The organism is Niveispirillum sp. (assembly GCF_017996735.1).
Taxonomy (GTDB): domain Bacteria; phylum Pseudomonadota; class Alphaproteobacteria; order Azospirillales; family Azospirillaceae; genus Niveispirillum.
This window is the reverse complement of record NZ_JAGOGJ010000016.1, coordinates 56,044-81,149: the sequence shown is the minus strand read 5'-3', so window position 1 is coordinate 81,149 and position 25,106 is coordinate 56,044. Positions and strand designations below refer to the sequence as shown.

The 25,106-nt window shown below is 65.6% G+C and carries 26 protein-coding genes; 15 read left to right on the top strand and 11 right to left on the bottom strand.

Annotation, left to right across the window (positions count from 1 at the left end; translation table 11 throughout):
* The 3 genes from KBA48_RS08145 to KBA48_RS08135 form a co-directional block, all read right to left on the bottom strand.
* Positions 1-672, bottom strand: a 672-nt coding sequence (locus tag KBA48_RS08145; protein WP_292905048.1) for an aldo/keto reductase, incomplete at its 3' end; no start/stop codon positions are given.
* A 6-nt stretch (positions 673-678) separates the two neighbouring features.
* The gene (locus tag KBA48_RS08140) at positions 679-1,533 is read right to left on the bottom strand and encodes a fumarylacetoacetate hydrolase family protein (protein ID WP_292905046.1); all 855 of its coding nucleotides are present in this window, start codon (positions 1,531-1,533) and stop codon (positions 679-681) included.
* 115 nt (positions 1,534-1,648) lie between these two features.
* The gene (locus KBA48_RS08135; RefSeq protein ID WP_292905044.1) at positions 1,649-2,359 is read right to left on the bottom strand and encodes a GntR family transcriptional regulator; all 711 of its coding nucleotides are present in this window, start codon (positions 2,357-2,359) and stop codon (positions 1,649-1,651) included.
* Positions 2,360-2,418: 59 nt separating this feature from the next.
* On the opposite strand from KBA48_RS08135, the gene KBA48_RS08130 reads away from it, so the two are divergent.
* The 4 genes from KBA48_RS08130 to KBA48_RS08115 all read left to right on the top strand — a co-directional run bounded on the left by KBA48_RS08130 (position 2,419) and on the right by KBA48_RS08115 (position 7,951).
* On the top strand, positions 2,419-3,561 hold the full coding sequence (locus KBA48_RS08130; protein WP_292905042.1) for a mandelate racemase/muconate lactonizing enzyme family protein: 1,143 nt from the start codon (positions 2,419-2,421) through the stop codon (positions 3,559-3,561).
* Between the two features lie 4 nt (positions 3,562-3,565).
* Positions 3,566-4,426: an amidohydrolase gene (locus tag KBA48_RS08125; protein ID WP_292905040.1), complete on the top strand. Its 861-nt coding sequence runs from the start codon at positions 3,566-3,568 to the stop codon at positions 4,424-4,426.
* Positions 4,427-4,518: 92 nt separating this feature from the next.
* Positions 4,519-5,790 carry an MFS transporter gene (locus KBA48_RS08120; RefSeq protein WP_292905038.1) on the top strand — a complete coding sequence of 424 codons (1,272 nt, stop codon included), beginning with the start codon at positions 4,519-4,521 and terminating at the stop codon, positions 5,788-5,790.
* Positions 5,791-5,848: 58 nt separating this feature from the next.
* Positions 5,849-7,951, top strand: a complete 2,103-nt coding sequence (locus KBA48_RS08115) for a right-handed parallel beta-helix repeat-containing protein (RefSeq protein ID WP_292905036.1) — start codon at positions 5,849-5,851, stop codon at positions 7,949-7,951.
* Between the two features lie 41 nt (positions 7,952-7,992).
* Here KBA48_RS08115 and KBA48_RS08110 read toward each other — a convergent pair whose 3' ends face one another.
* Positions 7,993-8,349, bottom strand: coding sequence for an L-rhamnose mutarotase (locus KBA48_RS08110; RefSeq protein WP_292905034.1), 357 nt, complete (start codon positions 8,347-8,349; stop codon positions 7,993-7,995).
* Positions 8,350-8,470: 121 nt separating this feature from the next.
* On the opposite strand from KBA48_RS08110, the gene KBA48_RS08105 reads away from it, so the two are divergent.
* The 9 genes from KBA48_RS08105 to KBA48_RS08065 all read left to right on the top strand — a co-directional run bounded on the left by KBA48_RS08105 (position 8,471) and on the right by KBA48_RS08065 (position 18,967).
* Complete coding sequence (locus tag KBA48_RS08105; protein WP_292905032.1) at positions 8,471-9,649, top strand: aldose 1-epimerase family protein; 1,179 nt, start codon at positions 8,471-8,473, stop codon at positions 9,647-9,649.
* Between the two features lie 6 nt (positions 9,650-9,655).
* A complete protein-coding gene (locus KBA48_RS08100) occupies positions 9,656-10,408 on the top strand; it encodes an SDR family oxidoreductase (protein WP_292905030.1) in 753 nt (250 codons plus the stop codon).
* Positions 10,409-10,657: 249 nt separating this feature from the next.
* Positions 10,658-11,845, top strand: a complete 1,188-nt coding sequence (locus KBA48_RS08095; RefSeq protein ID WP_292905028.1) for a CaiB/BaiF CoA-transferase family protein — start codon at positions 10,658-10,660, stop codon at positions 11,843-11,845.
* Positions 11,842-12,999, top strand: a complete 1,158-nt coding sequence (locus tag KBA48_RS08090) for an extracellular solute-binding protein (RefSeq protein WP_292905026.1) — start codon at positions 11,842-11,844, stop codon at positions 12,997-12,999. The genes KBA48_RS08095 and KBA48_RS08090 overlap by 4 nt, the downstream gene beginning before the upstream one ends.
* Positions 13,000-13,770, top strand: a complete 771-nt coding sequence (locus KBA48_RS08085) for an enoyl-CoA hydratase/isomerase family protein (protein WP_292905024.1) — start codon at positions 13,000-13,002, stop codon at positions 13,768-13,770.
* A gap of 12 nt (positions 13,771-13,782) precedes the next feature.
* The gene (locus KBA48_RS08080; protein ID WP_292905022.1) at positions 13,783-14,937 is read left to right on the top strand and encodes a fumarylacetoacetate hydrolase family protein; all 1,155 of its coding nucleotides are present in this window, start codon (positions 13,783-13,785) and stop codon (positions 14,935-14,937) included.
* A gap of 238 nt (positions 14,938-15,175) precedes the next feature.
* The gene (locus KBA48_RS08075) at positions 15,176-16,141 is read left to right on the top strand and encodes a D-glycerate dehydrogenase (protein WP_292905020.1); all 966 of its coding nucleotides are present in this window, start codon (positions 15,176-15,178) and stop codon (positions 16,139-16,141) included.
* Positions 16,125-16,925 (top strand): hypothetical protein, encoded by an 801-nt coding sequence (locus tag KBA48_RS08070; protein ID WP_292905018.1) that lies wholly within the window; start codon positions 16,125-16,127, stop codon positions 16,923-16,925. The genes KBA48_RS08075 and KBA48_RS08070 overlap by 17 nt, the downstream gene beginning before the upstream one ends.
* 26 nt (positions 16,926-16,951) lie before the next feature.
* A complete protein-coding gene (locus KBA48_RS08065) occupies positions 16,952-18,967 on the top strand; it encodes a right-handed parallel beta-helix repeat-containing protein (RefSeq protein ID WP_292905016.1) in 2,016 nt (671 codons plus the stop codon).
* Positions 18,968-19,020: 53 nt separating this feature from the next.
* Here the strand turns inward: KBA48_RS08065 and rlmH are convergent, their stop codons facing one another.
* The 4 genes from rlmH to KBA48_RS08045 are packed head-to-tail and all read right to left on the bottom strand — an operon-like array spanning position 19,021 to position 21,866.
* Entirely contained in the window at positions 19,021-19,479 is a 459-nt protein-coding gene (gene rlmH, locus KBA48_RS08060) for a 23S rRNA (pseudouridine(1915)-N(3))-methyltransferase RlmH (protein WP_292905014.1), read from the bottom strand.
* Positions 19,479-19,919, bottom strand: a complete 441-nt coding sequence (gene rsfS, locus KBA48_RS08055) for a ribosome silencing factor (RefSeq protein WP_292905012.1) — start codon at positions 19,917-19,919, stop codon at positions 19,479-19,481. Before rsfS ends, rlmH begins: the two co-directional genes overlap by 1 nt.
* A 5-nt stretch (positions 19,920-19,924) precedes the next feature.
* A complete protein-coding gene (locus KBA48_RS08050; RefSeq protein ID WP_292905052.1) occupies positions 19,925-20,569 on the bottom strand; it encodes a nicotinate-nucleotide adenylyltransferase in 645 nt (214 codons plus the stop codon).
* A gap of 22 nt (positions 20,570-20,591) precedes the next feature.
* On the bottom strand, positions 20,592-21,866 hold the full coding sequence (locus KBA48_RS08045; RefSeq protein WP_292905010.1) for a glutamate-5-semialdehyde dehydrogenase: 1,275 nt from the start codon (positions 21,864-21,866) through the stop codon (positions 20,592-20,594).
* Positions 21,867-21,895: 29 nt separating this feature from the next.
* On the opposite strand from KBA48_RS08045, the gene KBA48_RS08040 reads away from it, so the two are divergent.
* Positions 21,896-22,195 carry a hypothetical protein gene (locus KBA48_RS08040; RefSeq protein ID WP_292905008.1) on the top strand — a complete coding sequence of 100 codons (300 nt, stop codon included), beginning with the start codon at positions 21,896-21,898 and terminating at the stop codon, positions 22,193-22,195.
* A gap of 155 nt (positions 22,196-22,350) precedes the next feature.
* On the opposite strand, the gene KBA48_RS08035 is transcribed toward KBA48_RS08040, so the two are convergent.
* Complete coding sequence (locus KBA48_RS08035) at positions 22,351-23,553, bottom strand: pyridoxal phosphate-dependent aminotransferase (protein WP_292905006.1); 1,203 nt, start codon at positions 23,551-23,553, stop codon at positions 22,351-22,353.
* 200 nt (positions 23,554-23,753) lie between these two features.
* On the opposite strand from KBA48_RS08035, the gene KBA48_RS08030 reads away from it, so the two are divergent.
* Complete coding sequence (locus tag KBA48_RS08030; RefSeq protein WP_292905004.1) at positions 23,754-24,437, top strand: hypothetical protein; 684 nt, start codon at positions 23,754-23,756, stop codon at positions 24,435-24,437.
* 36 nt (positions 24,438-24,473) lie between these two features.
* On the opposite strand, the gene KBA48_RS08025 is transcribed toward KBA48_RS08030, so the two are convergent.
* Both KBA48_RS08025 and KBA48_RS08020 read right to left on the bottom strand, forming a co-directional pair.
* Positions 24,474-24,740: a hypothetical protein gene (locus KBA48_RS08025; protein WP_292905002.1), complete on the bottom strand. Its 267-nt coding sequence runs from the start codon at positions 24,738-24,740 to the stop codon at positions 24,474-24,476.
* 119 nt (positions 24,741-24,859) lie between these two features.
* Positions 24,860-25,066: a cold-shock protein gene (locus KBA48_RS08020; RefSeq protein WP_292905000.1), complete on the bottom strand. Its 207-nt coding sequence runs from the start codon at positions 25,064-25,066 to the stop codon at positions 24,860-24,862.
* Positions 25,067-25,106 lie beyond the last annotated feature (40 nt).

Here is a 25,106-nt window from a genome sequence, read left to right as displayed (position 1 = left end):
GGAGACACCGCGCCGGGCGCACAGCGGCAGGAACGTGTCCAGCGACGAGTGGTCCAGCAGCGTATAGCGGCCGGCCAGCAGCATGACGTCATAGTCGCCATGGGCCAGCGCCTCGACACAGATCTCCCACTCGTTCACGCCCAGCCCGATGGCGCCGACGGCACCGGTGTCGCGCAATTCCCGCATCGCCCGGTAACCGCCCTCCAGGAACTGCCGGAACATTTCCGGATGGCGGTCCCCCTGGGCGAAACGGCCGAGATCATGGACATAAAGGATGTCGATGCGCTCACGGCCCAGACGCTGCCGGCTCTCCTCATAGGAGCGCATGACGGCGTCGTAGGAATAGTCGAAGCGGCTTTCAAACGGTTCGGGCGTAACGAAGCCCTGGCGGACCTGTGTCAGGTCCGCCCCCGGCACCGGATCAAGCCGCCGCCCCACCTTGGTGGAAACGATCAGCCTTTCGTCCGGGTCCAGCGTCCGCAGGGCCAGACCCAGCCGCTTCTCCGACAGGCCGAAGCCGTAATGCGGGGCCGTGTCCAGATAACGGATACCGGCATCCAGGGCGGCGCGGATGGTGGCCCCGGCACTGTCATCCGGCATGGCCTGGTACAGATTGCCGATGGGTGCCGCCCCGAAACCAAGGGCGCCCAGGGTCTGGGGATCAAACGGCATGAATGCTCACTCCACCGGGCGCCAGGCAACAGTCCGCTGGCGCTGCGCGCCCAGCTTGTCGATACCCAGTTCGATGACGTCACCGGGCTTCAGGTAGGTCGGCGGGGTCTGGCCCAGGCCAACCCCGGCCGGGGTGCCTGTGGAAATGATGTCACCCGGCATCAGCGTCATATAGCGGCTGATATAGGAAACCAGTTCGGCGACACCGAACACCATTTCCGCCGAGGTGCCGTTCTGATAGCGGTGGCCATTGACCGTCAGCCACATCTTCAGGGCCTGCGGATCGGCAATCTCTTCTTTGGTGGCCAGGAAGGGACCAATGGGGCCGAACGTATCGCAGCTTTTGCCCTTCACCCACTGGCCGCCATGTTCGATCTGGAATTCCCGTTCCGACACGTCGTTGATCAGGACATAGCCGGCGACATGGTCCAGCGCCTTTTCCAGCGGCACATGCCGGGCCACATCGCCGATGACGACGCCCAGTTCCACCTCCCAGTCGGTCTTGACCGACCCGCGCGGGATGATGATGTCATCGTCGGGGCCGCAGATGGCCGTCGTGGCCTTCATGAACAGGATCGGCTGGCTGGGCAGGGGCAGGTTGCTCTCCGCCGCATGGTCCTTGAAGTTCAGGCCAACGCAGATGAATTTGCCCACGGCCCCGACGGCCGGCCCGATGCGCGTGCCGTCGGCGATCACGGGCAGGGTGGCGGGATCAATCGCCGCAAGCTTTGCCAGACCGCCACGGGTCAGCACGTTGCCGGCAATGTCGCCGACGATGCCGGACAGGTCATGGGGAACGCCATCCGCATCCAGGATGGCGGGGCGTTCATGGCCGGGGGCGCCGTAACGGGCCAGTCTCATCACAAATCCATTCAGTTGGTTGGGCGATCGCTCAACTGATATATTAGATTTGCGATCTCATATGTCAATATCGAGATTCGGGAGGCCGGGCATCGCGCCGGCCCCTCCCGTCAGGTCAGAACATCCCCAGAATCCGCTGCAAGGCCGCCTGGAAATGGGCGGCCAGGGCGGCCTCTGCCCGGTCACCATCACGGTCCACGCAGGCGTTCAACACTTCTATATGTTCGTTCAGCGTGCGCAGGGCCAGCGGCTGGGTGATCAGCCGTTCCAGGCGGATCAGGGTGACATAGTTCTTCAGCCGCCGCGCCGTCGTTTCGATCAGCGGGTTGCGCAGGCAGGCGATCATGGCCCCGTGGAACCGCTGTTCGATCCCTTCCAGCCGTTCCGCCATCGCGGGCGTCAGGCCCTGCTTCTCTATATCTGCAATCAGGGCACGGTGTGCCGCCAGCAGTTCGGTCGTCTCCCCGGCATCGCCTGTCTCCGCATAGGCGCGGGCGGCCGCGCGTTCGATGATGGAGCGGAACTGATAGGTGGAGCGCGCGAACTCGAAGTCCGGTTTCAGGAACTGGATACCGGAACGCGGATGGATGGTCAGCACCCCCTCCGCCTCCAGCACGCGCAACGCATCACGCAGCGGCTGCACGGGGATGCCCAGCAACTGCACCAGATCATTCTGCGAAACGAACGCGCCCGCCGGAACCTTGCGGGCGAAAAGCCCTTCAAGGATGGCGCTGTAGGCGATCTCGCTCAGCCTTTTGCCTTCCGGCGCGGGGATTGTTTCATCAACCGCCGCGTTTGAGGCTTGCCTTCTCCGCCCTGCTGTCATATCTAATCTCTATCCTGATATTTCAGATATCGGCATCTGAATAGATTGTAGCGGTGAAAATGCAGATCGTCGACTTCCGCATCACGCGTTTCCAGTTTGCCCGCGACCGTGTCATCGGCGACAGCCAGGTACGGGCGGATGATGTGCATGTCGCGGCCCTGGAATTGCTGGGTCCCGATGGCACGGCCGGGCTGGGTTTCGTGCAATCGCTGTTCTTTCCACTGCCCGACGAGGCTGAGATTGTACGCACCTTCCAGGCGGAAGTGTGGCCGGGACTGGAGGGACAGCAGGCGGGAAGCCTGGCGCATCGCGTCACCCGGCCGCGCGGCGGCACCGCCCGCCGCCTGACCCTGCCGTTCGAGGAGGCGCTGCAGCAGGCCGTCTGGGACCTGTTCGCCAAATCGCTGGGCGTGCCGCTCTGGCAATTGCTGGGTGCGCGTAAATCCAAGGTCCGCGCCTATGCCTCGGGCCTGGATTTCCACCTGTCCGACAGCGACTATCAGAACCTGTTCGCGCATGCCGCCGGTGAAGGGTTCACGGCCTTCAAGATCAAGGTCGGGCATCCGGAGATCGATCGCGATATCCACCGCCTGGACCTGCTGAAACAGGCCGTCGGCCCCAAGGCCACGGTGATGATCGATGCCAACGAGGCCTGGTCGCCCAAGCAGACCGTGGCCAACCTGGACCTGATGCGCAAGGCCGGGCATGAGATTTTCTGGGCGGAAGACCCCATCCAGCGCCATGATTTCGAGGGGTTGCGCCTGCTGCGCCACACCGTCGGCCCCACGTTGATCAACAGTGGTGAATATCTGGACGTGTCGGGCAAGCGCGCGCTGATCGAGGCGGGCGGTGCCGACATGCTGAATGTCCATGGCCATGTCACCGACGTCATGCGCATCGGCTGGCTGGCGGCGGAGAAGGCGGTGCCGATAACGCTCGGCAACTCCTTCCTGGAGATCGGCGTCAACATGGCGCTGGCCTTGCCAGAGGTCGAATGGCTGGAATACAGCTATCAGAATTTCGACCATCTGGTGGAGGAGAGCTACCGGATTGAGGACGGCTTCATCCATGGCAGCGAAGCATCCGGACATGGTCTGGTGCTGAGCGGGGAGGCGCGGCGCGACTGGCACCGTCCCCGGCTTCTGCCCCGCGCCGACCTGGGGCCGGCCCCGGCGCAGGTTCGCCTGTCCACCGCCGGGTGAGCCCATGCTGATCGACGCACACCTGCATCTGTGGGACCCGGCGCAGCTTCGGTATGACTGGCTGTCCCATGTGCCGGTTATCAACCGCCCCTTTCTGCCCGCCCATCTGAAGGCGCTGGACATTCCGCTGGCGCAGGCCGTGTTTGTGCAGTGCGACTGCGACCCCGCCCAGGCAATGGCTGAGGTGGATTGGGTCGCGGGGCTCGCCGGTCAGGTACCGGTCGGCGCCATCGTCGCCTATGCGCCGTTGGAGAAGGGGGCCGGCGTCCGGCCCGTGCTGGAGGCGCTGACGACGCGGCCGCTGGTGCGCGGCGTTCGCCGGTCGGTGCAGAACGAACCCCTGGCCTTCGTCACCGATCGCGACCACCTGGACGGCATGGTCCACGCGGCGCGGGCGGGGTTGAGCCTGGACCTGTGCGCGCGGGCGCCGCAGCTTCCGGCCCTGGCCCAGGCGCTGGAGCATCTGTTTGCGGCCGTACCCGAAGCGACCGTCATTCTGGACCATCTGGGCAAGCCGGATATCGCCAGCCATGGCGGCGATATCCATGGGGATGGCTGGGCGGCGTCCCTGGCGCGGCTGGCCCGGTTTCCCAACCTGAACTGCAAATTGTCGGGGCTGGCGACGCAGGCATCCTGGGATGGCTGGCAGGTGGATGATCTGCGCCCCTATCTGGACCATGCGTTGGCCTGTTTCGGGCCCGACCGTTGCCTGTTCGGCGGCGACTGGCCCGTCATCGATCTGGCCGGGGGCTATCCGCGCTGGTTGCGGGCGTTCGAGCAGGTGACCGCAAGCCTGCCCGATGCCGAAAGGGCGGCTATCCGCCACAGCACGGCGCGGCGTGTCTATGGCCTGGGGGCGGGATAAGGCGCTGCCCCGAACCGAATGAAGCGGCCCGGGCAAGAGGCCGGTGATGATTGAGGAAACGAAGGACCGGTACCAAGATGACGGATGTGCCCATGCCCGGTTCCGCCCGGTTGGTTGATGGCGGCGATACAAGTGAACATGTCGCCGGCCGGCCGCGCTGGGCGCTGCTCTGGTCGCTGCTGACCAATTTTTTTGTGCTGCTGGCCCTTTATAATGGTGTCATCTCCGTGCTGCTGCCCAATCAGGTGGCGGCACTGGACCCGGCGTCGAAGGCGGAGAATCTGGCGCTGGTGATGTTTGTCACCTCGATCTTCTCCACCCTGGCCACGCCCATTTCGGGGGCATTGTCCGATCGCACAAGGTCGCGCTGGGGACGGCGTTCCCCCTGGATCGCGCTGGGGTCGCTGATCGGTGCGGCGTGCCTGTTCGGCACCTCCCTGATGACCACGCTCTGGTCGATCACGGTGCTCTGGGTCATGGCGGCCATCGCGCTGAATTCCATGCAGGGACCGCTATCCACCGTGGTTGCCGACCGGGTGGGCCCCGAAAGCCGGGGTACGGCCTCGGGCTTCATCGGGGCCGGCATGACGGCGGGCGGGACGGTGGGCATCATCGTCGCCGGCCATCTGGCCTCGACCCTGGTTCTTGGCTATCTGGTCTTCGCGCTGGCCATCGCCGCCTGCTGCGTGGCCTTTGTCCTGCTGAACCGCGAACGACCCTCCATCCATATCCGGCCTGCACCCTTCCATCTGGGCAGCTTCCTGCGCAGCTTCTGGATCAATCCCCGCCGCTATCCCGATTTCGGCTGGGCCTTCCTGGGGCGGTTCACCATCTATCTGGGGTATCAGGGGGTGGTGACCTATCAGCTCTATATCCTGCAGGATTATATCCGGCTGCCGGTGGATCAGGCGAATATCGTCATCGGCAACATCTCGATGATCACCTTCGTGACGCTGATGCTGTCCGGTCTGTGTTCGGGCTTCCTGTCCGACCGGGTGGGGCGGCGCAAGCCCTTCGTCTTTTTCTCCAGTGTGGTCATGGCCGTGGCCTGCGCGGTGCCGTTGCTGCTGCCCACCGTGAACGGCATGTATCTCTATGCCGCCATCATCGGCCTGGGTTATGGCGCCTTCACGGCGGTGGACATGGCGTTGATGACGCAGGTCCTGCCGAAGGATACCGGTTCGACCGGCAAGGACCTGGGCATCCTGACCACGGCCATCAACATCCCGCAGGCCATCAGCCCCGTGATGTCGGCCTGGCTGCTGGGCCTTTCCGGTGGCGATTACGGCGTGCTGTTCATCGCCGCCATCATCTTCGTTTTCCTGTCCTCGTTCTTTGTGCTGCCCATCCGGTCGGTCCGCTGAGACCGCGATCGGCCCGCGCGCATCGGGCAGGTAGCGCCCCAATCATGGAGGTCGATCAATGGGATCGCATGCCGTGCGTCTTGGCCTGCTGGCCATGCTTCTGACATCGGTACCCGCCTGGTCGCAGACCGTGCCCGGTCCCGACCTGCCGCCCGGCCATCAGCCGGAACGGCTGTATGGCGAACGGCTGCTGGCGACCATCAAGGTCCCGCAGCGGCCTGTGATACAACCGCTCATCCTGTCGGTGTCGCCCAACGGGTCGGACGCGGGCGATGGGTCGGCGGCCCGTCCCTTCGCCACGCTGGCCCGTGCGCAGGCCGCCGTGCGTGCCCTGAACCATGATCGGGATGTCGTCGTGCAACTGGCCGACGGGGTCTATCGCCTGACGGAACCGCTGCGCTTCACCGTGGCCGATGGCGGGCAGGCGGGGCATCTGGTGCGGTGGGAGGCGGCCGACGGGGCCAAGCCGGTGATATCTGGCGGCAGCATGGTCACCGGATGGCAACTGGCCGATGCGGCCAAGGGCATCTGGGCGGCCGACATCCCGCGCGGCATCGATCCGCGTCAGATCTGGGTGAATGACCGGCTGGCCCGCCGGGCGACACTGGAAGTGCCGCGCCAGGCCTTCCGCTTTCATGAATGGGGGATGGAGATCGCCGACCCCGCCTGGCAGGGACTGGCCGCACTGCCCGACCAGAAGCGCATTCAGGTGGAGGGTACCGGCTGGTTCACCGACCGGCATGCGACGGTGGACCGGATCGACGGCAACCGCATCGTCATGCAGCAGCCGGGCTGGCGCAACAACATCATCGGCTATGACACCATTGCCCGGCCGGTGTCGGAACCGTCCTCGCGGCTGTTCCTGGTCAATGCCCTGGCCTTCCTGCGCGAACCCGGCCAATGGTACGCCGATCCGTCCGCCGGCCGCCTGTACTACAAGCCCCGCGCCGGCGAGGACATGGCGAAAGCGGCGGTGGTGTTGCCCCACCTGTCCCTGCTGGTCTCCATTGCCGGGAGCCATGACAACCCGGTCAAGGATCTGCAATTCAAGGGGTTGAGTTTCCAGCATACGAGCTGGCTGGAACCATCCGGCCCGCAGGGCTATGCCAGCCAGCAGAGCGGCGCCTTCCTGGCCGGGCATCTTGCCGATTATCCCGACGAGCCGATACGCGACTGTTCCTGGGGCTGCTGGGCGTTCGAGACGACCCGCAACCGCTGGCGCCAGCAGCCGGCCGCCATCCAGGTCGCCGCCGCCACCCGTATCCTGTTCGAAAAGGGCGAGTTCGCGCATCTGGGACAGGTGGCGCTTGGCATCGGCAACAATGCCGACGCCAATGACAGCGGCATCGGCCTGGGCGCCACCGCCATCGAAGTGTCGCGGAACCGGTTCACCGACCTGTCGGGCGGGGCCATCATGGTCGGGGGCATCACGCCGGATGCCCATCATCCGCCGCGTCCGGAAATGGGCGTGCGCGACATCCTGATCCGCAACAACCTGATCCGCACGGTATCGCAGGATTACCGGGAACAATCGGCCATCCTGGTCACCTATGCCACCGCACCGGTGATCATGCATAATGACGTGTCGGACACGCCCTATGACGGGATCGATGTGGGGTGGGGCTGGGGCGTCAATGATCCGGGCGGCAGTTCGGCCTATCGCACGCGGGAACGCGGTTATTACGACCAGCCGGGCAATCTGGTCTATGACACGCCCACCATCCTGCGCGATGCCGTCATCTTCGGTAACCGCGTGCATTCCGTGAAGCAATGGTATGGGGATGGCGGCGCGATTTATCATCTTTCCGCCGATCCCGGCGGCCTGATCGCCGAGAATTACATCTATGACGTTCCGGGCGGCATCGGCATCTATCTGGATGAAGGCTCGCGGCACCTGACGGTGCGCAATAATGTCGTCGACAAGGTCGATGTCTGGCTGAACGTCAACACCCTGAACTTCAACCTGCCCCGGCGCACGGCCATGGACAATCTGGCCCTGGGCAACTGGTTCCAGGATGGTCGGGCGCGGGGCACGCTGACCGACTATCTGAACAACCGTCTGGTCGACAATATAGAGGTCAAGGGCGACAAATGGCCCGCCGCCGCGCGTGCCGTGATGGAACGGGCGGGTATCCAGCCCGAAGACACCCCGCAACGCTGAGGGGGACGCCCACCCCCGGACAGGCCGGGGGTGGGCCGGGTTCACATCTGTTCGGCCAGGCTATGGATACGCTCCATGGCCACCCAGGTCTGACCGTCCGGTGTGCCGGGCAGGGGGCGCTGGAAGGTCCGCATCAGCCTGTCCCAGGCCTGGACATCGTCATTGGCGGCGTCGCGGCGGGCCTTTGCCGCCGGATCGAAGCCGGGGCCGACATCCATGATCAGCACCATGCGCGTGCCATGCAGCCAGATTTCCAGCGCGCGGATATCGTCGGCCCGCATCGCCGCCACGACCGGCTTTGGCACCGCCCCCGGCCCATGCCAGGCCCGATAACGGGCGATCATTGACGGGTCGTCATGCAGATCCACCGTGAAGCACATGCGGCGCGTCTGTTCCATTTCAATCGCTTCCTGAGGTTTCTGTTTTTGCATCTGAGATATCACATTGCGTTTCTGAATTGACAAGGCCCGATTTGAGCGCCTTAATCCCTGGCAAAACCAAGCAATCGGGAGGGTATCGATGGTCGGCCTTTATGGACAGGTGCGGTCCCGCCGCGACATCGCGGCCCATACGGGATCGCTGTCGCAATTCGCCGGTGTGCGGCTGATGACCTTGGGCGATGGCGTGGAACGCGGCGTGCGCCTGCTGGAATTCCGCACCGGTTCCGGACTGCGCTTCACGGTCCTGGTCGACCGCGCCATGGACATCGCCGATTGCGAGCATAATGGCCGGGCCGTCGGCTGGCATTCGCCGTCGGGTTTCCGCCATCCCGGCCTGCATGACTATGAAGGGGAAGGGGGGCTGGGCTGGTTTCGCTCCTTTTCCGGCCTGCTGGTCACCTGCGGCCTCGACCATATCCTGTTCATGGATGAGGATGCGGCCGGCCATTATGTCTATGGCCCGCGCCAGTCGGTGAAATCTTCCCTGCATGGCCGCATCGGCACCATTCCCGCCCGGCTGACCGGCTATGGCGAGCGGTGGGAGGGTGACGAATGCTGGCTGTGGGCGGAAGGGGTCGTGCAGCAATCCACCGTGTTCGGCGAAGACCTGCACCTGATCCGCCGGATCGAGGCCAAGGTCGGCGGCGATGAAATCCACCTGCATGACCGGGTGGTCAATCACGGCTTCTACCGCACGCCGCACATGTATTGTTACCATATCAATGTCGGCCATCCTGTTCTGGCCGAGGGGTCGCGCTATATCGCCCCCATCGCTGATGTGGTCTGGGCCTCGCATGCAGGTGCCGATTACCGCCGCCAGGGGGTGGGGTATCGTACCCTGCCGGCGCCGCAGCGCGACTTCCATGAACAGGTCTGGCAGCATGAAATGGCGGCCGATACCCAGGGCCGCGTGCCCGTGGCCCTGGTGAACGAGGCCATCGGCTTCGGTTTCGAGGTGGAGACGGACAAGAGCCAGTTCCCCGCCATTTATGAATGGCAGAACCTGCAGCAGGGCCATTACGCCCTGGGCATCGAGCCGTCCACCAACCACGTCTTCGGCAAACCCTTTGCCAAACAGCGTGACGAGCTGATCTGGCTGGAGCATGGGCAGGAGCGCCGGTACGACAGCATTTTCCGTGTGCTGCCCGACGCGGCGTCCGTCGCGGCATCCGTGGCACGGATCGAAGCGATCCGGCGCCAGCCGCAGGCCGACTATCCCGAACCCTCCGGCACATTCCGCCCCATCATCCGGGAGTGAACGCCCATGTCGATTCAGGGCAAGACCATCCTTTACACCGGGGCCGCCGGCGGCCTGGGCCTGCCGGCCACGCTGCATTTCCTGCGCGCCGGGGCGACGGTGCTGGCCGTCGATCACGATGCGGCCAAGCTGTCGGCCCTGACCGATGCGGCGGCCGGCATCGATGCCGGGCGGCTGGTGACCCTTGCCGCCGATCTGTCCGATCTGGACGGATTCCGCTCGCTGCTGTCGGGGCAGGCGGCGGCATTGGGCGGGCTGGACGTGGTCATCAACAATGCCGCCATCTATCCGGCCAAACCCTTCGATGATTACAGCATCGAGGAACATCAGGCCGTCCAGCGCGTGAATGTCGATGCCGGGATCGTGGCCGTGCAGGTGGCGCTGCCGGGCATGCGCGGGCGCGGCTGGGGCCGTATCATCAACATCGCCAGCATCACCTTCTATGGCGGCTGGGCCAACCTGTCGCCCTATGTCGCCTCCAAAGGGGCGCTGGTCGGTCTGACGCGGGCCTGGGCGCGGGAATTCGGTCCCCATGGGATCACCGTCAACGCCATCTCCCCCGGTGCCTTTCCCACCGATGCGGAAAAGATCCATCCCGACCCGGAAGGCTACACACGCTTCGTGCTGGACCATCAGGCGGTGAAGCGGCGCGGCCACCCCGGCGACATTGCCGAGGCGTTGGCCTTCCTGGCATCCGACGCCGCCGGCTTCATCAGCGGGCAGGTGCTGAACGTCGATGGCGGCTGGGTGATGCATTGAGGGGGACACTGAACTGCACCCAACCTTCCAACATCGGCGCAAACCCACAGGCGCCAAGATAGCAAGCTCTCTCTACCGTCACCCCGGCGCAAGCCGGGGCCCAGCGTGAGGCGCGGTCAGCGCCGATATGACTCATATTGCGGCAGACGCCGCTCAGCGCTGGGTCCCGGCTTTCGCCGGGATGACGGGAAAAGCAGAGCCAGCCATTTCCCACTTCCCATTCCACTCCCGCCCCCAGGACAAACCATCATGGGCATCCTTTCCGGATACCGCGTTCTTGACTGTTCCATCGCTATGGCCGGGCCGTTCGCGGCGCAAAGGCTGGGCGACCTTGGCGCCGACGTCATCAAGGTGGAGCCGACCAGCGGCGAATGGCAACGCCACGCGTCGGCCGGCGGTGCGCGCGGGAACAAGATCAATGTCTCCTTCCTGTCGCTGAACCGGAACAAGCGGTCGCTGGCGGTGGATCTGAAGGTGGCCGAGGGCCGGCAGATTCTGCTGGATCTGGTGAAGACCGCCGACGTGTTCCTGCAGAATTACCGTCCCGGCGTGGCCAAGCGCCTGGGCGTGGATTACGAGACCCTGTCGGCCATCAATCCGCGCCTGATCTATGTCTCCATGTCCGGCTATGGGGAGGATGGCCCCTATGTGAACTATCCCGGCCAGGACCTGCTTTTGCAGGCGATGTCGGGCGCCATGCTGTCGGCGGGCAGCGCCGACCAGCCGCCGCAGCCGGCCGGCCAGTATCTGGTGGATGCCATCACCGCCTATACGGCCTTCGAGGGGGCGCTGGCGGCCTTGCTGCACCGGGAACGCACGGGCGAGGGGCAATTGGTCCAGGTCAACATGCTGGACGCCATCACCACCATCCAGATGCAGGAACTGTCGGTCTTTACCGTGGGCGGCAAGCCGCAGACAAGGTCGGCCGAACCGCACGCCCATTGTTATATCCGGGCACCCTATGGCGTGTTCAAAACGACGGACGGCCATATCGTCGTCGCCATGGCCAGCCTGGACAAGCTGGGCCGCCTGATCGATGAGCCGTTCCTGCAGGGTCTGAACGACGAGGCGGACAGTTGGACCTACCGGGACGAGATCTTCGCCTGTATCCGCATCAAGCTGCTGTCGCGCAGCAGCTCCGAATGGCTGGACCTGTTCCGGGCGCAGGATATCTGGTGCGGGCCCGTCTATGGCTATGCCGATCTGGTCGCTGATCCGCAGATCGCCCATAACGGCACCTTCATCAGCTATGACCACCCGACGGAAGGAAGGGTGAAGACGCCGGGCTTTCCCATCCGTTTCTCCAAATCGCCGGCCATGCTGGAACGCGGGGCACCGCTGGTCGGTGAACATACGCGTGAGGTGCTGGCGGATCTGGCGCTCGATCAGGCCGATATCGACCGGTTGCTGGCCGCCGGCGTGGTGGGGGCGCCGTGAGCGCGACGGTGCATTATCGGGGCCTGACCTGGGACCACCCGCGCGGCTACAACGCGCTGGCCGCGGCTGCGGCGGCCCTGGACCCGGTGCAAGACGGGCTGACGCTGTCCTGGGACCGGCATTCGCTGGAAGGGTTCGAACAGCATCCCATCGCCGACCTTTGCCGCCGCTACGACCTGATCGTGCTGGACCATCCGCATGTCGGGGAGGCGGTGGCGGGTGAGGGGCTGCTGCCGCTGGAGGATCTGTTCGACGCCGGGGAGATTGCCGCCTGGGGTCGCGACGTGATCGGTCCCTGCCTGCGCAGCTACCATTATGCGGGCTGGCATTGGGCCTTGCCGCTGGACGCCGCGACCCAGGTCATGGCTGTGCGGCCCGACCTGATGGACGGGCCGGTGCCGGAAACCTGGGCGCAGGTGCTGGATTTGGCGGCGCGCCGGCCCGTTGCCCTGTCGCTGGCCGGTCCGCATGCGGTGCTGAGCTTCCAGTCGATCTGCACCGCACTGGGGGAGCCGCCCGCACAAGCCGATCCGGAACTGTTTGTCGGGCGCCGGACGGGCATGGAGGCGCTGGACCTGATGGCGCGGCTGGCGGCGACCAGCCCGCTGGCCGTGGCCAACCTCAATCCGATCGGCATCTTGGGCGCCATGGCGGCGGGTACCGAGGTGGCGCTTTGCCCGCTGATCTATGGCTATGTGAACTACACGCGGGCCCGGCCGGGTCAGGCGCCCCTGCGTTTCGCCAACGCCCCCCGGCAGGAGCCGGGTGGGCGACCGGGGTCGACACTGGGCGGGACGGGGATCGGCATCTCCCGCAACGCCCGTGTCACCCCGGCCCTTCTGGACCATCTGCGCTGGCTGATGGCGCCCGGTACGCAGGCCGGGTTCATCCCCGATCATGACGGGCAGCCCAGCCTGCGCGGCGCCTGGGCCGATCCCGGCGTGAACGGCCGTTGGGGCGATTTCTACTGCGCCACCGCAGATACGCTGGAAAACGCCTTTGTGCGGCCGCGTCATCCCGGTGCCATCGCCTTCCAGACGGCGGCGTCGGCCGTGATCCGCATGGCACTGTCCGACCGCCGGCCGCATGCCGACATCATCGACGACCTGCAAAGCCTGTACACCGCATCCCGCCGGCCGGGCATGGAGAGGTAAATGACCGACGAATTGTTGTTCAGCGTGGATGGCCCCGTCGCCACCCTGACACTGAACCGCCCGCAGAAGCTGAATTCCGTGACGCCGGACATGGCCAAGGCCCTGACGGCGGCCATCAAGGAATGCAATGACAGCGACACGATCCGGGCCGTGATCATCACCGGGGCGGGCGAAAAATCCTTCTGCTGCGGTTCCGATATCAAGGAACTGGACAGCTATGCCACGCCCTGGGATTTCCGTAACCGTGCGGATTACTGCGATGCCATCCATCATTGCCTGAAACCGACCATCGCCGCCGTCAACGGCTATGCCTTCGGCGGCGGGCTGGAAACGGCGCTGTCCTGCGATATCCGCATCGCATCAACCAATGCGATGTTCGCGGCGCCGGAAATCAAACTGGGCTGGATCGGCGGCGGTGGCATGGCGGCCTTCCTGGCCCATTCCATCGGCGCGTCGAACGCGGCCCTGATGATCATGACCGGCGATCCCGTCGACGCGGCCCGCGCCCTGTCCTGGGGGCTGGTCAGCGAAGTGGTGGAGCCGGGTGCCGTGCTGGACCGCGCGCGCCAACTGGCCGCCACCATCGCGGCCCGCGCGCCCATCGCGGCGGAGACCGCAAAGCTGAACCTGCGCGCCGCCTTCTCCATGCCGCTGGATCAGGCCATGGCCTATGAACGCGACCTGCAGACCATCTGCTTCGCCACGGCCGATGCCGCCGAAGGGCGCGCGGCATTCAAGGAAAAGCGCGCGCCCGTCTTCCGGCGGCGGTGAGGAGTGGATGCGATGAACAGCCTGCTTCCCGCCGACCCGCGTGCCCTGCTGTTTGGTCGTGTCTTCCGGCCGACACTGGGTGGCCCGTCCGTGGTGGCCGTGCGAAACGGGCGGCTGATCGATATCAGCCGCACCTTCCCCACGGCGCGCGACCTGTGCGAACAGGTCGATCCGGCCGCATCCCTGCGGGCGGCGGCGGGCGAGGATATCGGCGATCTGGCCGATATCCATGCCAATACCGACCCGGCCAGCCGCGACCCGTCCCGGCCATGGCTGTTGTCGCCCATCGACCTGCAGGCCGTGAAGGCCGCCGGCGTCACCTTCGCCACATCGCTGCTGGAGCGGGTGATCGAGGAGAAGGCGCGCGGCGATGCCGGGGCGGCGGCAGCCATCCGCGTGCAGGTGGAAAGCCTGGTCGGCAACGACCTGCGCGCCCTGCGCCCCGGATCGCCGGAGGCCATGGCACTGAAAGCCGCGTTGATCCAGGCCGGCGCCTGGAGCCAGTATCTGGAGGTCGGGATCGGCCCGGACGCGGAGATCTTCACCAAGGGTCAGCCCCTGTCGACCGTGGGCGCCGGCATGGAGATCGGGGTGCATCCCGCCTCCACCTGGAACAACCCGGAGCCGGAACTGGTGCTGGTCATCGCCGCGTCGGGCCGGATCGTCGGTGCGACCCTTGGTAATGATGTGAACCTGCGTGATGTGGAGGGGCGGTCGGCCCTGCTGCTGGGCAAGGCCAAGGACAATAACGCCGCGGCCGCCGTCGGCCCGTTCGTGCGCCTGTTCGATGACGGCTATGGTCTGGCCGATGTGCGCCGGGCGGAAATCACCCTGCGGGTGGAAGGCACGGATGGCTATGTCCTGGAAGGACGCTCGTCACTGTCCCGGATCAGCCGCGACCCCGTGGATCTGGCGGCCCAGGCCATCAACAGCCACCATGCCTATCCCGACGGGCTTGTCCTCTATCTCGGCACCCTGTTCGCCCCCGTTCAGGATCGTGATGAACCCGGCCGTGGCTTCACGCACAAGACGGGGGATGTGGTGACCATCGCCTGCGACGAACTGGGGACCTTGAGCAACCGGGTGGCGCCCACCGACAAGGTCGAGAAATGGACCATGGGGGCGGGCGGGCTGATGCGCAATCTGGCCGGGCGCGGGTTGGTGTAGGGCCACCCGGCTCTCTCACAACACTACCGTCACCCCGGCGAAAGCCGGGGCCCAGCATGAGGCGCGATCAGCGCCGATATGAGTCATGTCGCGGCTGACACCGCTCTATGCTGGGTCCCGGCTTCCGCCGGGATGACGGTGGAAGGGTAACAGTGAGGAGACCCTCTCGAGTTTCGCGGTCACCGCTTCAAACCGTTATATCCTTCACCCGCAACACCCACCCCACAGGACCCCGCCCATGCTGCCCAAGATCCTGCTGACCCGCCGCTGGCCCGACGCCGTCGAGGCCCATCTGCGCCAGCGCTACGATGTCACCGTGGATCCGGCCGACCGGCCGCTGGGCGTGGCGGAACTGACCGAGGCCATGGGGCTTTATGACGCCATCTGCCCGACCGTGACCGACCGGATCGGGGCAGCCATCCTGTCGGTGCCGAACCCGCGCGTGCGCCTGCTGGGCAATTACGGCGCCGGGTTCGAGCATATCGATCTGGATGCCGCAAAGGCCGCCGGGATCATGGTGACGAACACGCCCGACGTGTTGACCGACGCCACGGCCGATCTTGCCATCCTGTTGATGCTGATGGCCGGACGCCGTGCGGGCGAGGGCGAACGGGAACTGCGCGCCGGTGGCTGGACCGGTTGGCGGCCCACCCACATGCTGGGCCAGGGGCTGGCGGGTAAGCGGCTGGGGCTGGTCGGGTTCGGCCGGATTGCCCAGGCCACGGCGGCGCGCGCCCGCGCCTTCGGCCTGTCCATCGCCTATCACAGCCGCCGCCGTGCCGATGCCGCCATCGAACGCGAACTGGATGCCGTGCATGTGGAAAGCCTGGAGGAACTGGCGGCCGCGTCCGACGTGCTGTCGTTGCATTGCCCCGGCGGGCCGGCCACCCGGCACCTGGTCAACGCCGCCCTGCTGTCGCGGATGAAGCCCACGGCCATCCTGGTCAATACGGCGCGCGGATCGGTGGTGAACGAGGCCGATCTGGCGGCCGCCCTGACCGCCGGCACCATCGCGGCCGCCGGCCTGGACGTGTTCGAAGGCGAGCCGGCGGTGAACCCGGCGCTGACGGCCCTGTCCAATGCCGTGCTGCTGCCGCATCTGGGCAGCGCCACGCTGGAGACGCGCACGGCCATGGGCATGCGCGTCGCGGCCAATCTGGATCGGTTCTTCGCCGGGGAGGTCCCGCATGACCGCGTCGCTTGACCGGGTTGAGGCGCTGCTGCGTGAACGGCTGGCCGGTACGTCGCGGCGTCCCTTCGTTCTGGGCCTCTGCGGGGCGCAGGGAAGCGGCAAATCAACCCTGGTCGAGGGGTTGGCCGCGCGGCTGCGCGGCACGGGATTGCGCGTCGCCGTGCTGTCGCTGGACGATCTGTACCTGACGAAGGGCGAACGGCAGGATCTGGCCCGTGACATCCATCCGCTGCTGGAAACGCGCGGCGTACCGGGAACGCATGACGTACCGCTGGGCCTGTTCGTGCTGGACCGGCTGGCCGAGCCCGGCCGCACCCTGCTGCCCCGTTTCGACAAGGCGACCGACACGCGCGCGCCTGAGGGGACGTGGGTGGAGGGGCCGGTGGATGTCGTGCTGTTCGAAGGCTGGTGCGTCGGCGCCCGGCCACAGCCGGCGGACGCGCTGACCGCGCCCGTCAACGATCTGGAACGGCGGCGTGATCCGGACGGACGCTGGCGCCGCCATGTCAATGCAGAGCTGGCGGGCAGCTATCAGCGTCTTTTCGACCGTATCGATGCGCTGGTCCTGCTGGCCGCACCCGACTTCGCCATCGTCCGCGACTGGCGTATCGAACAGGAGGAAAACCTGCGCCGTACATTGCGGGCGGCGGGCAAACCTGCGGACGGGACCATGACCGACGAGCAGGTGACGGGATTCATCCAGTTCTATGAACGGCTGACCCGCCACATCCTGGCCGAAATGCCGGGCCGGGCCGACCTGACGGTTCGGCTGGACGCCCGGCGGCAGGTGATTTGAGCGAACAGCCACGAAAGAGAGTGTCGATGACGACGCGGTCCCCTTTGTCGCGCCTGATCCTGGTTGCCGCCCTTCTGCTTTCCCCCATGGGAGCGGGGGCGGCCGAGAGGGTGACCATCCATGTGGCACCGACCGGCGACGATGCGGGGCCGGGTACGGCGGCGCGTCCCTTCCGTACCCTGGAACGGGCACAGGCCGCCGTGCGTGATGCCAACCGGCAGGGCGACGTGACGGTGGAACTGGCGCACGGCACCTATGGGCTGGACAAACCGCTGGTCTTTCGCGCCGCCGATGGCGGGCAGGGGGGGCACAAGGTCGTCTGGCAGGCCGGCAAGGGCGCGGCGCCCCTGATTTCCGGGGGTATACAGGTCACGGGCTGGACCCTGTTCGACGCGGACAAGGGCATCTATGTCGCCGATGTGCCCAAGGGGCTGGACAGCCGCCAGCTCTGGATCGACGGGGTGGCGGCCGACCGCCCGGCCATCGAAATCTATCACCACGACATCCAGTTCACGCCGCGCGGCTTCATCCTGAAAAAGCCGGAACTGGCCTGGGTCGCGGATATACGCGATCCGGCCCGGCTGGAGATCGAGGCGACGGGCATCTTCACCGACCGCTATTCGCCCGTGGCACGGATCGAGGGGCGGGAGGTGATCCTGCAGCAGCCGGCCTGGGACAATAACAGTTGGGGCTATGACACGCTGAACAAGCCGTTCATGCCCGAGCATTCCCGCCTGTTCCTGGTGAATGCGCCGGAATTCTTCGGCAAGCGCAGCGAATGGCACCGCAACCAGAACCAGTGGTATATCGACCCGGCGGCCGGCAAGCTGTATGTCAAGCCCTGGCAGGATGGTGACATCAACCGTATGGCTGTCATCCTGCCCCGGCTGGAGGTGCTGGTCGCCATCGGCGGCACGGTGGAAAGTCCCGTGCGCGACCTTGCATTTCAGGGTCTGCGCTTCTCCCACACAAGCTGGATGGGGCCGTCGCGGCCCACGGGCTATGCCAATCAGCAAAGCGGCGCCTTCCTGAAAGAGGTGTCACCCCTGCGGCCCGCCAACGCCTATGAGACATGCGACTGGGGATGCCCGGAATTCGAAAGCATGCGCCAGAAATGGGACCAGATCCCGGGGGCGGTGCAGGTCTCCGCCGCCGCGCAGGTCATTTTCCGTGGCAATATCTTCAGCCAGTTGGGGCAGGTGGCCCTGGGCATCGGCAATGACGCCAATGCCCATCTGACGGGTGTCGGGCTGGCGACCGACGGTGTGCAGGTGCTGGGCAACCGCTTTGCCGTGATTGCCGGTGGCGCCATCATGGCGGGCGGTGTGCGCCAGGATGCCCACCATCCGGCCGATCCCCGCCTGATCAACCGCGATCTGACCATCGCCGACAATGTCGTGGTCGATGTGGCCAAGGACTACAAGGACAATGCCGCCGTGCTGGCCACCTATATCGACGGGGCCGCCATCCTGCATAATGACATTGCCGACGCCAATTATGACGGCATCGCCATCGGTTGGGGCTGGGGCTACAATGATGCAGGCGGCAACCGGAATTATGCGGAGAACCAGAAGGGCTATCTGCACAATCCGGTGTTCCAGGGGCCGACCGTATTGCGCAACATGGCGGTGGAAGGCAACCGCATCCATGGCGTGAAGAAATGGTTCTTCGATGGCGGCGCCATTTACAACCTGTCGGCCAATCCCGGCACGGTCATCCGCAACAACCACATCTTCGACATCGCCGACCGCATCGCCATCTATCTGGACGAGGGCAGCAAGCATATCCGGGTGGAAGGCAATGTCGTGGAAACCGACGGCTATTGGCTGAACGCCAATACGGTGGGCAAGAACTTCGCCTGGGGCATCACGGCCGATAATAGGGCCAGCGGCAACTGGCACAATTCCAACCGCGTCGGCGGCCGCTGGCTGTCATCCATCGGGATGCGGGTGGAGGATAACCACCTTGTCGCCGATCGCGCCTGGCCGGCGGACACGCTGACGATCATCCGCCAGGCAGGGCCACGCGGCCCGACGCCATAGACGGTTTGCGGATAGCCGGGACTTGAGGGCGGGCAAGGGCGCCGAACTGCCCTTCACGCCCGGTGGTATGGGTGCCCGGCCAGGATCTGCTGTGCCCGGTAAACCTGTTCGGCCAGCATGCCGCGCACCATCATGTGCGGCCAGGTCATGGGGCTGAAAGCCAGGACCAGGGCCGCCTTCTGCCGGATGCTGGCATCCAGACCGTCAGCCCCGCCGATGACAAAGGCTAGATCGCCCACGGCGGCGTCGCGCCACTGGCCCATGCGGGCGGCGAAATCCTCCGACCCCATCATGCGGCCGCGTTCATCCAGCGCCACGATGGTGGCGCCGGCAGGAAGGGAGGCCAGCAACAGCTCCGCCTCCGCCCGCTTCAACTCATCGCCGTCCAGCCGCTTTTTGGTTTCCACCTCGCGCAACTGAAACGGCCAGGTGACGCGGGCCTTGTATTCCTCGAACAGGTCGCGGGCAGGGCCGGGTTTGGCCTTGCCGACAGCGGCCAGCCAGATGCGCATTACGGCAAAGGCCCGCCGTCGAAATCAGCCGTCAGCGACTTCAGCGAGGCCGGCGGCTCCATCCCCCACATCTTCTCGATGCAGTAGAAGGCGCGCACTTCCGGGCGGAACAGGTGGACGATGACGTCACCGGTATCGACCAGCACCCAGTCGCACTGCGGATAACCTTCGGGATTGCCGGCATGGACGCCCAGGTCGCGCAGGCGGCGCACCACATGGTCGGACATGGCGCCCACCTGCCGGGCGGACCGGCCCGTGGTGATGACCAGATAATCGGCCATGCTGGTCTTGCCGCGCAGATCGATGGTGATCGTGTCCTCGGCCTTGTCCTCGTCCAGAACGGCCAGGATCAGTTCAAGGGTGCGCTCCGGCATGTCCGTGGCGGCGATAGCGGCGGCGGCCGGGTTGGGGGAATTCTCTGCGCTCACGATCTGGTTCACCGAAATCAATCCTTAAAGGCCTTGCCATCCAGCCCCTGCCGGATCGCGGTTGCCGATGCGGGGTGAAGGGGCACGTCCAGGAAGACCCAGACCGGCGGCGGCAGGTCGGCCAGGCCACCCGCCCGCCACGCATCCACACGCGCAACGGCAAAACGCCGGGAAGCCTTGCCGCCCAGCGCGATGGTAGAATAGGGATGTCGGGGGAAGATCGCAACCGGCACCTGCGCGAAAATCCGGGTCCAGTCGCGCCAGCGCGGCACCTGACACAGATTGTCCGCCCCCATCAGCCAGACAAATTTCGTGGCCGTGAAACGGGACTTCAGGGCGGCCAGCGTGTCCACGGTGTAACGGGTGCCCAGCCGCGTTTCGATATCGCTGACCACGATGCGCGGATGGTTGGCGACCCTGCGGGCGCGGGCCATGCGGTCGGCCAGTTTCCCCATGCCGTCCAAGGGCTTGAGAGGATTTTGCGGGCTGACCAGCCACCAGACCTGATCCAGGTTCAAGCTGCGCAACGCCATCAACGACATATGTCGGTGGCCTTCATGCGCGGGGTTGAACGACCCGCCCAGAAGGCCGACGCGCAACCCTCGCCACAGCGCCCCCGCCCCCGGTTTCGGCGGGGTTGGGACACGGTGGCCATGCGTCATGGGCAGGGCAGGGCAGGCGTGATCAGGGCCGGGTATGCCCATCACCGCGCACCACATACTTGTAGCTGGTCAACTGTTCCGCGCCCACGGGGCCGCGCGCATGCAGCTTGCCCGTCGAAATGCCGATTTCCGCGCCGAATCCGAACTCCCCCCCATCCGCGAACTGGGTGGAGGCATTATGCAGGACGATGCCGCTATCCACGCGGGTCAGGAACCGCTCGGCCGTGGCCGCATTCTCGGTCACGATACTGTCGGTATGGTGGCTGCTATGGCGGCCGATATGGTCGATGGCGGCATCCACATCCTCCACCAGCTTCACCGACAGGATGGCGTCCAGATATTCGGTGTCCCAATCCTCATCCGTGGCCGGTTTCACCCGCGCATCCAGCGCCTGCACGTCGTCGTCCCCCCGGATCTCACAGCCCGCCTGGATCAGGTCTTCCAGGATGGGAGGCAGCAGGGCCGCAGCGACGTCCTTGTGGACCAGCAGGGTCTCTGCCGCGCCGCAGATGCCGGTACGGCGCATCTTGGCATTCAGGGTGACGCGGCGTGCCTTGTCGGCGTCGGCATCCTTGTCCAGATAGACATGGCAGATGCCGTCCAGGTGATAGATCACCGGCACCCGGCTTTCCGCCGCCACGCGGCCCGTCAGCGACTTGCCGCCGCGCGGGATCACCACGTCGATCCAGCGCGTCATGGTCAGCAATTCGCCCACGGCGGCGCGGTCGGTGGTGGGTGGGGCCTGGATGGCGTCGCGCGGCAGGCCGGCGGCGTCCAGGCCCGCGTGCAGGGCGGCCAGGATGGCGCGGCCAGAATGAAAGCTCTCCGACCCGCCGCGCAAAATGGCGGCATTGCCGGATTTCAGGCACAGGCCGCCCGCATCGGCGGTCACGTTGGGCCGGCTTTCAAAGATGATGGCGATGACGCCCAGCGGCACGCGCACCTTCTCGAACCGCAACCCGTTGGGCCGTTCCCAGCGTTCCAGCACGGCGCCCAGCGGATCGGGCCGGTCGGCGATTTCCTCCAGCCCCTTGGCCATCGCCTCCACCCGTGCGGGGTTCAGCATCAGCCGGTCCAGCATGGCGCCCGACAGGCCCTTTTCCGTGGCCGCATCCATGTCCATGGCATTGGCGGCCAGGATATCGGCGGTGCGGGCGCGCAGGGTGCTTGCGGCCACGCGCAGCGCCTTGTCCCGCGCGTCCGCTGGCGCCGTCGCGACAATCGCGGACGCGGCGCGGGCGCGGCAGCCCAAGGCATCCATGACGGAAGCGATATCCTGGCGGTCGATGCTGTCCATGGCGGTCAAGTCCCGTTGCGGTGTGCGGCATGCAGCCTACATCGTCACAAGGATGGTTTCACCCCTGCCGCGCCGATGCCGGCCATGCTATCCTGTTGTCCATGTCGATCTCATCCATCACCCCGCCCGACCTGACCCGCGCCGGCCTTGAAGGTTTTCAGGGTGCGCAGGCCTCTTTGCAGGTTGCCGCCGATGCGGTTGCCAATGGCAATGCCGACCCGGCCGTGATCCTGGATGTGAAGCAGGCGGAAGTAACGGCGGGCGTCAGTGCCGCCGTGATGAAGGCCGATCAGCAGAATTTTCAGCGGTTGCTGGATATATTGGCGTAATCGCGGGTTCCCCTCACCCTCCCAATGGCTGGCGCCAAGGGGCCCCTCCCTCTCCCGCAAGCGGGCGAGGGGGCAAATTACGCCCCTCGCCCGCTTGCGGGAGAGGGAGGGACCCAAGCCCGTCAGGGCTTGGGAGCGTGAGGGAACAACGAACCTTACTTCAAACTGCCGCAGAAGCGCTGAATGCGCGTGCAGGCTTCCTCCAGAACGTCCGTGCTGGTGGCGTAGGAGATGCGGAAGAACGGCGACAGGCCGAAGGCCGCACCATGCACCACCGCCACGCCCTCGGCTTCCAGCAGTTCGGACGCGAAATCCTCATCCGTCTCGATGACCTTGCCGGTCGGGGCCGTCTTGCCGATGGTGCCGGCGCAGGACGGATAGACGTAGAAGGCGCCTTCCGGGTTGGGGCAGGCGAGGCCGGCGGCCTGGTTCAGCATGGACACGACCAGATCGCGGCGCTTCTGGAACACAGCGGCGCGTTCCTTAATGAAGTCCTGCGGACCGTTCAGCGCCTCCACGGCGGCAGCCTGGGAAATGCTGGTCGGGTTGCTGGTCGACTGGCTCTGGATGATGCCCATGGCCTTGATCAGGGCCTTCGGGCCGGCCGCGTAGCCGATGCGCCAGCCGGTCATGGAATAGGACTTGGACACACCATTGACCGTCAGCGTGCGGTCATAGAGCGCCGGCACGACCTGGGCGATGGTGGTGAACTTGAAGTCGTCATAGACGAGATGTTCGTACATATCGTCGGTCATGATGTAGACATGGGCGTGCTTCAGCAGCACCTCGCCCAGCGCCTTCAACTCGTCCGCCGTATAGGCCGCACCCGTCGGGTTGGACGGGCTGTTCAGGATCAGCCACTTGGTCTTCGGCGTGATGGCCGCTTCCAGATCGGCCGGCAGCAGCTTGAAGCCGTTTTCCGCCGGGCAGGCCACGGAAACGGGCGTGCCCTCGGCCAGCAGCACCATGTCGGGGTAGGAGACCCAGTAGGGAGCGGGGATGATTACCTCGTCGCCCGGGTTCAGCGTGGCCATCAGGGCATTGTACAGCACCTGCTTGCCGCCTACGCCGACCGTCACCTGATCCGGGGCATAGGTCAGGCCGTTTTCACGCGCGAACTTGGCGCAGATGGCCTTCTTCAGCTCCGGCGTGCCGTCCACGTCGGTGTAACGGGTCTGCCCGTTCTCGATGGCGCGGATGCCGGCGGCGCGGATATTTTCCGGCGTATCGAAATCGGGTTCACCAGCGCCCAGACCGATCACATCGCGGCCGGCGGCTTTCAGTGCGCGGGCCTTGCTGGTCACCGCGATGGTGGGTGACGGCTTGATGCGGGACAGGCGGTCGGCAAGCAACGACATTTATTTTCCCCTGGTTGGGACTGCCCCCGATTGGGACAGATTGTGACCGGGCAGGGACCTTAAAGCGCCCGATCATTGTCGCCAAGCACAGGATTGTTATAGGACAACCGCGTTTTGGGCAGGGGTGGCGGCCACCCATCGGATAGGCCAGCCGGCCTCCCGTTCGTGACATCGCGACCATTCTGGGTTATTTCCGGCAAATGCTGACGGAACTCGCGCAATGGTTCGGGGTCGCGGTCGTCGACCTTATCACCTTCACGGCGATCACCCTGGTGGTGATCACGCTGGTGGTGACTTTTGCCCTGTCCGTTAAGCCCAAGCGGCTGAAGGCACCGACCCTCAAGCAATATAATGCGGAGCTGTTCAAGCGCCGGATGGAGCTTGAGGAACTCTCCTATCCGATGCTGAACGACATCAAGATGGGGGGCGGCAAGGCCGGCACCATCCGCATCGACCATGTGATGCGCCTGCCGGCCAGCATCCTGCTGGTCATTTCCGCCCCGGCCGATGTGGCGGGCCAGGTGCGCTGCATCCAGAATGCGGGGCAGTGGAAATATGTGCGGGCCGATCACACGGTCGGCACCTTCATCAACCCCGTATTGCAGCTTCATCCGCTGATAACGGCAATCCGCAGCCGTTTTCCGCTGGTGCGCGTGCGGGTGATGTGTGTGTTTCCGCGCAATGCCGATTTTGGCGGCCGCACCGTAAAAACGGCCTGCATGCCCGAAGATCTGGTCAAGATGATCCGGGAGATGGCGGCGGAGGATGGTACCCCGCAACAGGCCATGGACGCTGCCTGGGAAAGCCTTTCCATCGCTCTGCGCCAGGGGGGCGGCGCTACGGAAACCAGTGGCAGCGAAAGCAAGGGCCGCCGCGCAGGGTGATCCGCGTGCTGGTCCGCCCTGCGTTACAGACAGGGATTATTCCCCGTCGCCGCCATCCTGGGCGATGTCATCGGCCAGTTCGCCGGCCATTTCGACGAACAGTTCAGCGTCCGCAGTGATGCCGTTCGCCTCGCAGATGCGCATGAAGACGCGGTAGCCGTGCAGGATGGCGACGTCCATGGCGGCCTGGTCGCCTTCCTCGCTGTACCGGTCCTTGATGCCCTGGTCTTCCAGCGTGCCGAGGATATCCATCTCGGCGGCCTTCAGGACGGCTTCCATCGCCTGCTTGTGAAGTGTGGACATGGGTCCGGTTCCTGTAAAAGACTGTGGGGTCGGGGTCGATGCCCCCTCAACGGGCCGCTTCATACCATCGAATGAGGATCGTGCAACCTGTTGCTTGGCACCGTGGTCACGGCCATTGATCAATTACGCAAATTGATGGCCTGTGGCTTGCGGGTCTTACGGTTGATCTCGACCTCATATTGCAGCCACTGCCCCTCCTTCAGGGTGGGCAGGCCGATATACTGGACGGCAGAGATATGGACAAACACGTCCTCGCCGCCATCCTCGGGCGTGATGAAGCCGAAACCCTTGGCGCTGTTGAACCATTTGACGGTGCCCGTGGGCATGGCCGATCTCCCCGGCGCTGTCGTGACGATGGCGGGCACC